The sequence below is a fragment of the Pseudonocardia sp. genome (assembly GCF_025965585.1).
GTDB lineage: Bacteria > Actinomycetota > Actinomycetes > Mycobacteriales > Pseudonocardiaceae > Pseudonocardia.
Window position 1 is genome coordinate 1 of the sequence record NZ_JAOPWR010000322.1, and the last position, 8,259, is coordinate 8,259.

7 protein-coding genes and 1 pseudogene are annotated in these 8,259 nt (G+C 72.9%); 4 read left to right on the forward strand and 4 right to left on the reverse strand.

The window, feature by feature from the left end:
• The 3 genes from JWR81_RS19515 to JWR81_RS19525 form a co-directional block, all read right to left on the reverse strand.
• A partial coding sequence (locus JWR81_RS19515; RefSeq protein WP_297654628.1) for an AMP-binding protein occupies window positions 1–1,490 on the reverse strand: 1,490 nt, incomplete at its 3' end.
• Entirely contained in the window at window positions 1,487–2,308 is an 822-nt protein-coding gene (locus JWR81_RS19520; RefSeq protein WP_297654631.1) for an alpha/beta hydrolase, read from the reverse strand. The genes JWR81_RS19515 and JWR81_RS19520, both read right to left, overlap by 4 nt.
• Window positions 2,305–3,213, reverse strand: coding sequence for a MaoC/PaaZ C-terminal domain-containing protein (locus tag JWR81_RS19525; protein ID WP_297654634.1), 909 nt, complete (start codon window positions 3,211–3,213; stop codon window positions 2,305–2,307). The genes JWR81_RS19520 and JWR81_RS19525 overlap by 4 nt, the downstream gene beginning before the upstream one ends.
• A gap of 161 nt (window positions 3,214–3,374) precedes the next feature.
• On the opposite strand from JWR81_RS19525, the gene JWR81_RS19530 reads away from it, so the two are divergent.
• From JWR81_RS19530 to JWR81_RS19540, 3 genes are all read left to right on the forward strand, one after another.
• The gene (locus tag JWR81_RS19530) at window positions 3,375–3,992 is read left to right on the forward strand and encodes a TetR/AcrR family transcriptional regulator (protein ID WP_297654638.1); all 618 of its coding nucleotides are present in this window, start codon (window positions 3,375–3,377) and stop codon (window positions 3,990–3,992) included.
• A gap of 155 nt (window positions 3,993–4,147) precedes the next feature.
• A complete protein-coding gene (locus tag JWR81_RS19535; RefSeq protein WP_297654641.1) occupies window positions 4,148–5,503 on the forward strand; it encodes an MFS transporter in 1,356 nt (451 codons plus the stop codon).
• Window positions 5,504–5,641: 138 nt separating this feature from the next.
• Window positions 5,642–6,577: an LLM class flavin-dependent oxidoreductase gene (locus JWR81_RS19540; protein ID WP_297654644.1), complete on the forward strand. Its 936-nt coding sequence runs from the start codon at window positions 5,642–5,644 to the stop codon at window positions 6,575–6,577.
• Window positions 6,578–6,600: 23 nt separating this feature from the next.
• Here JWR81_RS19540 and JWR81_RS19545 read toward each other — a convergent pair whose 3' ends face one another.
• Window positions 6,601–7,716: an enoyl-CoA hydratase/isomerase family protein gene (locus tag JWR81_RS19545; RefSeq protein WP_297654646.1), complete on the reverse strand. Its 1,116-nt coding sequence runs from the start codon at window positions 7,714–7,716 to the stop codon at window positions 6,601–6,603.
• Window positions 7,717–7,742: 26 nt separating this feature from the next.
• Here JWR81_RS19545 and JWR81_RS19550 point away from each other — a divergent pair.
• Window positions 7,743–8,259 (forward strand): annotated as a pseudogene (locus JWR81_RS19550) (hypothetical protein); the annotation flags it as partial.

The window sequence follows — 8,259 nt, forward strand, 5'->3', positions numbered from 1 at the left end:
GCCCGCAGCTCGGCCGGGTCGGGGTCGTCGCCCGGCACGGGCTCGACGAACGCCACCGCACGCGTCTCGCCGTCGACGGTGATGCCGACGACCTTCGTCCGGGCCACCGCCGGATGCTCGGCGAGTCGGACCTCGATCTCCGCCGGTTCGACGAGGAAGCCCTTGAGCCGGAGCGAGTCGCCCATCCGGCACAGGTACTCGAAGGACCCGTCCGGCCGCACCGAGCCGAGGTCCCCGGAGCGGAACCAGCCGTCGTCGGTGAAGGAACGCCTCCGGATCGCGCCGTCGGTGTCGCCCAGGTAGGTGTCGACGACGTTGTAGCCGCGGAACTGCAGCTCGCCCGGCTCCCCGTCGGTGGGTGGCTCGCCGGTGACCGGGTCGACGGCGCGGACCTCGATCTCGTCCGAGACGGGTCGCCCGCCACCCCGCCAGCGGGCCGGTGCGGGGTCGTGCTCGCGCCAGAACGAGGTGAGGGCGAACAGCTCGCTGGAGCCGTAGACGCCGAACACCGCGGTGCCCACCTCGTTCTCGGCCCACGCGGAGACCTGGAGGGAGTTGCCGTAGAAGTCGGCGATCAGCATGCGCCGCCACGCCTCGAGGTCCGCGGGGTGATCGCGCCAGGCAGCCATGAGGCGCCCGCTGATGTCGTCGGCGCTCGCGAGGTGCGTCACGGCGAACTCGGCCATGTGGCGCACCACCAGCTCCGGGTCGAAGCTCGGCTCCAGCAGCGCCGCACCGCCGGCCGCGATCGCCGTGACCGCGGGCACGTAGCCGAACACCCCGGACAACGGGAGCACGACGAGGCTGACCGACGACTCGTCCCAGCCTCCGGCGGCAGCGGTGTTCCGGGCGTGGGACGCGACCGCGCTGCCGAGGTGTGCGGCGAGCTTGGGCCTGCCCGTCGAACCGGAGGTCGTGAACGCGACCGCGACGGTGTCAGGGGCACCGCGCAGGGCGTCGAGGTCGAGGTGCCCGCCGGTCGGGAACGGGGTCGGAACCCACGCCCCGGCGCCGACGTCGTACGCCGCTTCGCCCGTCGCGGGCTCGCGACCCGGACCGGTCACGACCGCCACGGACGGCGCGGGCGCGACCGACTCGTCCACCGCGGCGTGCAACCTGGGTGCCAGGTCGAGCCCGAGGAAGTCGTGCGCGACGGCGACGACCTTCGGCTGCGCGTTGTCCAGGACGTGGGCGACGTCGGCGATGCCGTAGCGGGTGTTGATGCCGATGACATGGGCGCCGAGGGCAGTGGCGGCGAACTGCCAGACCAGCGAGTCCGACCAGTTGGGCAGCCAGACGCCGACGCAGTCCCCCTCGGTGACGCCGCGACCGCGCAGATCGTCGCGCAGTGCGACGGTGCGCCGCCACAGCTCGGCGCGGGTCACCCGGCGGGGCTCGGGCCGGGTGTCGATGGCGGCGGTGGAGGTCGGGTCGGCGGCGACGGTCTCGGCCAGGAGGTCGGCGAGCGTCGGCCGTGCAGGCGCGCTCATGCCGCGTTCCGCCGCGTGCGGTCCCCGAGGTCCTGGAGCCAGCCGTGCAGGGTCTCGGCGAACCCGTCGAGCTCCTCCATCGGGTAGTGCCCGATGCCGTCGAGCAGGGTGTACCGCGAGTCGGGGATCAGGTCGGCGGCCCTGCGGACGTCGCCCGGGTCCAGCCAGAGGTCGTCGCCGCCGACCACGAGATGGGTCGGGCAGGCGACCCCCGGCAACGCGCCGAGCACGTCGTGGGTGGCCCAGCCGATGAGGTCGCTGGTGGAGATCTGAGGGTCCTCCCGGCGGTGCATCCGCGCAATCGTCTCCGCGCGCTCCGCCGGCACGCGGGCGCCGACCACGGCGAGGGTGCCGAAGTAGGTCCGGTCGGAGCGGCTCGGCGCGGCGGAGTCGACGAGCTCGCGCTCCAGACCTCGCACCGTCAGCACTCCCGGGTCACTGCCGCCGTGGGCGGCCATGGCGACCGCGCCGGCCAGACGGTCACCGCGGCGGACCGCGAGCCGCAGGGTGATGGCCCCGCCGATGGAGCAGCCGACGACGAACGGCCGCTCCAGCTCCAGCTGGTCGATCAGCGCCTCGCACCACTCCGCGTACACGCCGAGATCGCGGACCGGGCCGTTCGGTGCCGGCTCCGACTTCCCGTGCCCGGGAAGGTCCGGGACGACGACGCGGTAGCCGAGGGCGGCGAGCTCGGACTGGACGTCACGCCACTGGACGCCGTTCTGCCCGGCGGTGTGCAGGCAGAGCACCGGCTGCCCCTCGCCCTCCTCGAGGACGAACGAGCGGGTGCCCGCCACGTCGAGGTAGTCGGCCTTCATCGGTCACTGCCCTTCTCACTGGTCGTGCCTGCGAGGGCACGCGCTTCGTCGACGAGCGTGACGATCGCGCCGGTCATCCTCAGATACTCGTAGGCACTGCCGCTCACCGAGAACTCGTCCTTCATGGTGCGCCTGGTGAAGTCGTTGACGGGGCCGGTGATCAGCCTCGTCCAGGTGACGTCGGGCGCTTCGACCACGAACGTCGGACCGTCCGGGGTCCGGGTGCCGCACTCCAGCACGCGGCCCCGATAGACGCGGAACAGGACCGCATCGTCGCCGAATCGCAGCCCGATCGTGCCGTCCCAGGTGCCGGTCTCGGTCGCGAACGACGCCGACTCGTTGAGCTGCGCCATGAGCCGGCGGGCCCAGCCGGTGGTGGGGAAGGCCCTCCCGATCCGGGCCTCGGTGTCGTCGACGGCGGAGCGCGCGCTCACCAGCGCAGAGGTGCGGCCCTGCTGTACCAGGATGCCGTCCTGGTTGCGGACGACGACATGACGTCCGAGCACACCGCTGCTGAGCGCCGAGGTGCGCCGGCAACGGGTCACGGTCATCTCGTAGGTCACGGAGTCGCCGACGTAGATCGGGGCGACGAAGTCCCAGTGCGTGTCGAAGGCGGCCTCGACGTGGGCCGACAACCCGAGATCGTGGTGCCAGCCGAAGAACCCGGCCAGGCCGAGCGGGCCGTGGACGAGCGGGCGGCCGTCGGAGGTGTGGCCGTGCTCGGAGTGCAGGGCGGCACGGTCCCCGCTGACCTCCGCGAACGCGGCGACGACCTCGGCCGAGAACGTCCGGGACGGCCCGGTGAAGACCTGGCCGACCTCGAAGTCCTCGAAGTAGGGGTGGGGCTCCCGCCGGCGCGGAGCCGACGGCTCCACGAGCGTCTCGGCGCCGCTGCTGCTGGTCATCGACCGTCCTCTCCGACGGGGAACCGGGCACGACGCCCGCTCGGCGCGACGGACACGGTCCGCGACACGAACGAACGTTCTTGTTCGACTCAAGAAATCAGTCCCGAACCGCCCTGTCAAGGGGCACAGCCGGGCGATCCGAGTGGTCTAGGCTGACGAAGATGAACGCCCGTTCGACGACCCTCGTCGCCGATACCGGCCGCCGGAACGAGGCGGCCATCCTCAATGCAGCGCTCGAGGCCTTCGGCACCAAGGGCTTCAACGGCGCATCGATGCGCGACGTCGCGAAGGGCGCGGCCACCAGCCTGTCGAACCTCTACAACTACTTCCCGTCGAAGTCGAAGCTCCTGGCCGAGGCGCTCCGACACGCCAACGCCGAGCTGCAGGCCCGCGTGGCCGGAGCGGTTCGCGACGCCGGCGACGACGCGCCGTCGCGGATGCGTGAGGCCGTGCGCGCCTACGTCGGCTTCGTGGTCGACCATCCGGTCGCGACCCTGGTGGCCACCAACGAGGTGCGCTACCTCGATCCCGAGGACCGGGCAGCACTGGTGACCGACCGCGACGCCACCCAGGCGACTTTCGAACACATCGTCGCCCAGGGCGCCGCGGACGGGACCTTCCGCACGCCCTATGCCGCCGACGCCGCCCGCGCCATCCTGAGCACGGTCGGCGCCATCGCGTCGTGGTACCGCCCGGACGGACGCCTCAGCCGCGGTCAGCTGGCCGAACAGCACGCCCGCTACGCCCTGGCGCTCCTCGAGAGCCCCCTCCCGCAATGAGCTGACGCGCCGAACAGCGACGACGCCCACATCTGACCCTTGCTCGCTGCGGACGGCTGCCGCTAGCGTTATGAACGATCGTTCGTACCCGTGCCGCGACGGCTATCGCTGAAGGCACTGCACGGCCGCACTGATGCGGTCTGGAGGTGGACTCGATGGACCAGCACGTTCCCCCGAAGAAGATGGGACGGCTCGCTGCCGCGGCGGTCTTCGCCACGACGCTCGAGTGGTTCGACTTCCTGATCTACGCGACAGCCGCGGCTCTCGTCCTCGGCCACCAGTTCTTCCCCGCGGCCAGCCCGGTGGCCGGCACCCTGGCCGCCTTCGCGACGTTCGCGGTCGGCTTCGTCGCCCGGCCCCTGGGTGGGATCATCGCCGGGCACGTGGGCGACCGGTTCGGACGCAAGCCCCCGCTGGTCGCAGCGATGCTGATCATGGGCTTGGCGACCTTCGCCATCGGGATCCTGCCCGGCTACGCCACGATCGGCGTATGGGCCCCGATCCTGCTGGTGACCACCCGGTTGATCCAGGGCCTCGGCGTCGGCGCCCAGTGGGGCGGTGCGGCGCTGCTGCTCACCGAGCACGCCCCGGTCGAACGGCGCGGCTTCTACGGCAGCCTGGTGCAGACCGGCGCGGTCTTCGGCGCGGTCGCGGGCAACCTGTTCTTCCTGGTCCTGACCTCGACCCTGACCGACGACCAGTTCACCAGCTGGGGCTGGCGCGTCCCGTTCCTGTCGGGCCTGATCCTCGTGCTGATCGGCAGCTACGTGCAGCTCAAGGTCGAGGACACCCCGGTGTTCCGTGAGCTGCAGCGGCAGTCGAGTGAGTCCAAGCACAGCGCCGGCCTGCGCAAGGCGCCGCTGGCGGAGGCCGTCCGCCGCTACTGGCGGCAGATCCTGCAGGCCGCGGGCGCGTTCTTCGTCGTCAACGCGACCTTCTACATCCTCATCAGCGGCATGCTCGACTACGCGACCACGACGGTCGGCATGTCCCGCAGCTCGATCCTGTGGTGCGTGATGATCGCCGGGCTCACCGAGGTCGCGAGCATGCCGTTCTTCGGCGCGCTGACCGACCGGATGGGGTCGCGCAAGAAGCTCTACCTCATCGGCACCGTGCTGATGGCCGTCTTCGCCTTCCCGATGTTCTGGCTGATCGACACCGGTTCGGTGCCGCTGGTGTTCCTCGCACTGCTGATCGCGTTCACCATCCACGCCACGATGTACGGGCCACAGGCGACGCTCTACGCGGAGATGTTCCCCGCCGACGTGCGGTACTCCGGAGCGTCGCTCGGCTACCAGTTCGCCTCGGTGTTCGCCGGGGGGCTCGCCCCGTTCATCATGGCGGCGCTGCTCGCCGCGACCGGTAGCTCCTGGTCGGTCTCGCTCTACATCGTCGGCACCGCGGTGATCACCTTCGTCGCCGTCGCCACGATCCGCGAGCGGTTCCGCCGGGACCTCTACGAGACCTCGGCCCAGACCGCGCCGCCGGTGGAGGTCGCCCCCGCCGGCTGAGCCGCGGCCGGAGGCCGCTCCGGAATCCGCGCTCGGACCAATCACCCACGATGCCCCGGCTACCTCGTCACGGGTCGGGAGGTCCACCGGAACCAGCGCGGCGAGGGCATGACCGAGGTGCATGGGTAGCGTTCGAGCATGCAGATCGGCCTGACCCTGGACGCCGTCGAGACCGCCGTCCGCGACGCGAGGACCGCGGAGGAGCTCGGCTTCGACTACCTCGGCTGCGGCGAGCACCTCTTCTTCCACGGACCGACGCCCAACGCGTTCGTCCAGCTCGCGGCCGCGGCCGGCGCGACCAGCGCGATCCGGCTGGTCAGCTCGATCACCCTGCTCCCGCTCTACCCGGCGCCGCTGGCCGCCAAGCTCGCCGCGTCGCTCGACCAGATCTCCGGCGGCCGCTTCGAGATCGGCGTCGGCGCGGGCGGCGAGTACCCGGCGGAGTTCGAGGCGGCGGGAGTCGACCCGGCCACGAGGTTCCGGCGCCTCGACGAGGGCATCCGAGTGATGCGGCAGCTCTTCACCGGCGAACGGATCACGTTCCACGGCGAGTTCACCACCCTGAACGACGTGGCGCTGCAACCCGGCCCCGTCCAGGCCGGCGGACCGCCGATCTGGCTCGGGGGACGCGGCAGCGGCGCGATCCGGCGGGCGGGGCGCCTCGCCGACGTCTGGATGCCCTACATGGTGGAACCGGCGACGCTCGACCGGACGCTGACCGAGGTCCGCGTCGCCGCCACCGACGCGGGCCGCCCCGCCGATGCCGTCTCCGGAGCGGTGTTCGTCTGGACCTGCACGGACGAGGACGGCGAATGGGCCCGGACGACGGGCATCGCGAAGGTCAGCGAGACCTACGCCCAGGACTTCACCCGGCTGGCCGACCGTTACCTCGTCCTCGGCACCCCGGACGAGGTAGCGGTGAGGCTCCGGGAGTTCGGCGACGCCGGCGCGGACCGGATCCTCCTCCAACTCGCCTGCGAGCCGGCGCAGCGCCCCCGGGTGATGACCACCCTCGCCCGTGAGGTCCTGCCCCGGCTGCGCGCAGCCGGCGCGGTCTCGGTGAATACAGGGTGACGCTGCGCTTCCGAGCTGCACGTCTACGCAGTGCCGGACTCCTGGTCCGGCGCCACCTCGTCGATGAGCCCCCACGACGCCGCGGTGTCCGCGTCGAGAGTCGCCCCGCCGAGAGCGAGGTGGAGGGTCCGCCACCGGCCGATCCGGCGCGGGATGCTCACCGTGCCGCCCGCGCCCGGGATGAGGCCCATGCCGACCTCGGGCAGCCGGAACGTCGTGCCCGGGGCGGCGACGACGCGTCCGGCGAAGGCGGGCAGCTCGATCCCCGCACCCACGCAGGCGCCGTGCAGGCGCACCTCCACCCGGTCGGCGAGATGATGCAGCGGGCGGCCCGCACCGGCCCGGGTCCGCACCAGGTGGGCGGTGACCAGGTCGGGCGTGGTGCCGAACTCGTCGAGATCGCCACCGGAGCAGAACGACCGCCCGGCGCCGTCGATCACCACACGGTCGACACCGGTGTCGAGGACGGCGATCTGCAAGGCGGCGACGAGCGCGTCGCGGACCTCGCGGCCGTAGGCGTTGCGCCGCTCGGGCCGGTTGAGCGTCAGGTGCAGCGTGTCGCCGTCACGCGCCACGAGCACGGGATCCGCCGGGGCCGGGGGCGGGAGCGGGCGCTCGCCGCGGCGGGCGAGCCAGGCGGCGAACTCCGGGCCGCCCAGCAGCGTGGAGTAGGCGAACGACTCGACATCGAGTGCGTCGGGAACCTCCAGTCCGGCGGTGGTGCGCAGCACCGCCGCCAGCACGGTCGCGGCCTGCGGGTTCGTCGCGACCGCGGCCTGCAGGTCGTCGAGGGCGGTGAGCGGGTCCGCGACGGGCGCCACCTCGCGGCCGTCCGCCGCGGGCGCCAGGGTCAGGTCGAGGGCCTCGGTCAGCTCCCGCAGCGCCGGCGCGGGCGCGGACGTCATCGCGACCCCGACCACGATCGCGTCGCCGCCCGCGACCGCCTCCGCGGCGGCCGCGACCACCTCCGGCGGCGGAACGGGTCCGTCCAGGCGGACGACCAGCAGCGGCGCGGCGGGATGCCCGCTCCCGTCCAACGCCGGACCGGGATCCGCACCGGCAGCCAGGCCGGCAGGGTCCACCCACCGCGGTGACCGGCCGGAACGGGCCGTGGCCGATGTGTGCTGGTCGGTCGTCATGGCCCGGTCAGCGTATCGTCACCGGCGTGAACGGGGCCGGGCCGAACGGTTCTGAGCGGACCGGCTCCCCGGCGGGCGCCGTCGTGCCGGACGGCTCGACGCCGAGCCGTTCCGCGGGCTCCGGACCGGTGGATCCGGTCGCCGACTGGGCGCGCAGCGGCGTCGTCGCTCTGACCGGCCACGCCGCCGGGCCCCCGCTCGTGCCGCCCGGCCGGGCCGCCACCGGCGCCGCAGAACTGGCCCGCCTGCTCACCGAGATCACCCACGGCCGGTTGCGCGTCGACGGCCCGCGGCTGCTGTCCGAACGCGCGGCGTTCACCCGTCACCGACGCGCCGGGCGGGTGTCGGCGGGCGGGAGCTGCCGGCTGCTGCCCACCGCCGACGGCTGGGCGGCCGTGTCCTGCGCCCGCCCCGACGACCCGCTGCTGCTCGGTGCCCTCGTCCAAGCGGAGCTCCCCGCGGACCCGTGGCAGGGGGTCGCGGCGTGGCTACGCGAGCACACCGGCGACGACCTGGTCGAACGCGCCGAACTACTCGGCGCCG